Origin of the sequence: Arthrobacter sp. 2YAF22_2, from assembly GCF_052114645.1 — a bacterium.
In the GTDB taxonomy this organism is placed as follows: Bacteria; Actinomycetota; Actinomycetes; order Actinomycetales; family Micrococcaceae; genus Arthrobacter.
This window is the reverse complement of the sequence record NZ_JBFRFD010000540.1, coordinates 1-2320: the sequence shown is the minus strand read 5'-3', so window position 1 is coordinate 2320 and position 2320 is coordinate 1. Positions and strand designations below refer to the sequence as shown.

2 protein-coding genes are annotated in these 2320 nt (G+C 69.7%); both read right to left on the bottom strand.

Annotation, left to right across the window (positions count from 1 at the left end; genetic code table 11):
- Nucleotides 1–189: 189 nt before the first annotated feature.
- On the bottom strand, nucleotides 190–822 hold the full coding sequence (locus tag AB4Y86_RS17040) for a hypothetical protein (protein ID WP_441403350.1): 633 nt from the start codon (nucleotides 820–822) through the stop codon (nucleotides 190–192).
- Nucleotides 823–932: 110 nt separating this feature from the next.
- On the bottom strand, nucleotides 933–2320 hold a 1388-nt coding region (locus tag AB4Y86_RS17035), incomplete at its 5' end, for a DUF349 domain-containing protein (RefSeq protein WP_441403349.1).

Below are 2320 nucleotides of genomic sequence, written 5' to 3'. Positions count from 1 at the left end.
CGCCGCGAGCGTGCACACCTCCACCGATCGGGTGGCGATCTCCAAGTTTGCCTTCGAAATGGGAGATCCGAAGTACCTGAGCCACGTTCTGAGTGCCGTCCGGCGCATCGACGGCGTGTTCGACGTCTACCGCACCACCGGCAACCGGCGCCGCAGCTGATCGCTGCACTAACCGGCGGGGCCCGGGCGTTACTCGGCCAGCAGCGCCGCGAGCTTCGCGAGTGCCGCCTTCTTGTACGGCACCCGCGGGGTGGCTTCCACCGCTCGGATCAGCAGCCGCAGCCGGACGTTTAGCCCGGGCGCCGCCAAGAGGGCTTCGAGCGCGGGCAGCGCGCGCTCTGACTCGACGTGCAGGGCGATGTCCACCGCCGTCCGCAGCGGGCTGGACACCATCAGGCCGCCCAGGCTCACGACGTCGAACGGCCCCAGCCGCACCTCGTGGAAACTGCAGCCGCGGGTGGCCCGGAGACTCGATACCCGCCGGTTCGCGTCGACCAGCAGGGCGATGCGGTCCGGCTCGCCGGCGCAACCGTAGATCCAGGCCGCCGTCATCCTGCCGGCGACTACCCGTTGCCGGATGGAGAGCGGGATGGCGCAGGCCGCCGCCCGGGCCCGCAACTGCGGGGTGGAGGCAGCGCCGGGCGGGAGGTAAGCCCGCTGGGAGAGCCGGGCCAGCACGCCGTCAGCCGCCATGGCCTGCAGTTCCGCCCAGGAGAAGGGCGCGCCAGGGAAGTAGAGTACCGGCGGCGCCGCGCCGGGCGGGTGGCAGGTAGCGGGATTGGATGGATGGCCGGAAGCGGGGTAGCCGGGCGTGAGGACCATGCAGCCATCGTGACGCTTTCCCCGGACCGCGGAAAAGGCCCCGCACCGGTCATGTGGATAACCGGGCGGGGCCTCTTCGTGCCGGTAGTGGCTACCGGCGGCAAGGGACGCTACGACAATTCGCTGGCCGACCGCTCCAGCTGCTCAAGCCACGCCTGGCGCGCGTCGAGGGCTTCCTGGGCTGCCTTGATCTTGCGTTCGTCGCCGGCCTTCTCCGCTTTGGCCAGGGCGTCCTTGAGCCCGGCGATGGCCGACTCAAGCTGGGACAGGGCGCTGTTGGTGCGTGCCTTCGTCTCCGGGTTCGAACGCTTCCAGTTTTCGTCCTCGGCGTGGCGGACAGCGTCCTCCACCTTCCGCAAGCCTGCCTCAATCCGGCCCATGTCGGCGCGGGGAACCTTGCCGGCTTCCTCCCAGCGGTCACGGATGGACTGCAGGGCCTTCTTGGCAGCGGCAAGATCCTTGATCGGCAGCAGTTCGTTGGCCTCGACCAGCAGGGCTTCCTTGACCTTGAGGTTGGCGCCGTACTCCTGGTCGATCTCCTCATTGGCGGCCTGCCGGTTCGTGAAGAAGACGTCCTGCGCGGCCCGGAAACGCGCCCAGAGGGCGTCGTCATCCTTACGGCTGGCGCGCGGGGAAGCCTTCCACTGGTCCATCAGGCGCCGGTACTCGCCGGCGGCGAAGCCCCAGTCGGTCGAGCTGGACAGCGCCTCGGCGTCGGCGATCAGCTTCTCCTTGGCGGACTTGGCAGCCGAATTGTTGCTGTCCAGCTGGGAGAAGTAGGCGCGGCGGTGCCGGTCGAAGACGGTGCGGGCGGCACGGAAACGCTTCCAGAGGGCGTCTTCGTTGCCGCGGCCAAGGCGGACCCCGCTCTTCTGCGCGGTCTTCCAGCTCTCGAAGAGTTCGTTCATCCGGGCGCTGGAGGTCTTCCACTGGATCTGGGCGGGGTCGTGCCCGGCGATCTCTTCGGCTTCGGCCACGATCGCCTCGCGGGCCGCCAATTCGGCGGCGCGTACGGCCTCATGTTCGGCCTTTTCGGTCTTTTCCAGTTCGGTGATCTGCCCGGAGAGCGTGTCCAGGCGTGTTTCTGCGGCACGGAGGTCGCCCACCATGTTCCGTTCGGCCAGCTGCTCGCGCAAGTGCGTCACGGTCTTCTGCATGTCCGCTGCCGGAGCCTTGGACGCCACTCGCTGCTCGAGCAGGACAACCTGGGCCACGACGTCGTCGTACTTGCGGGCGAAGTAGCCAAGAGCTTCGTCGTCGCTGACACCGGGGTACTGGCCCACGGCGTGTTCTTCGCCGTCGAGGGTCAGGAACACGTGGCCGTCGCCTTCAACCCGGCCCCAGCGCGCGGCCTCGGCAAGCGAAGTGGCGCTGGGCGCGGGCGCGGCGACCGGGGCTGCAGCAGACGGGGTCGCCTTCGGCCGGGCCGCGAAGGCGGCGGGCGACGGGGCCGGGCGCGGCGGCGCGGGCGCCGGGACGGGGGAGGGTGCAGCCTGGG

Coding starts and splice junctions, on each gene's coding strand:
- AB4Y86_RS17040 (WP_441403350.1), bottom strand. CDS start 822: ATGGTCCTCACGCCCGGCTACCCCGCTTCCGGCCATCCATCCAATCCC.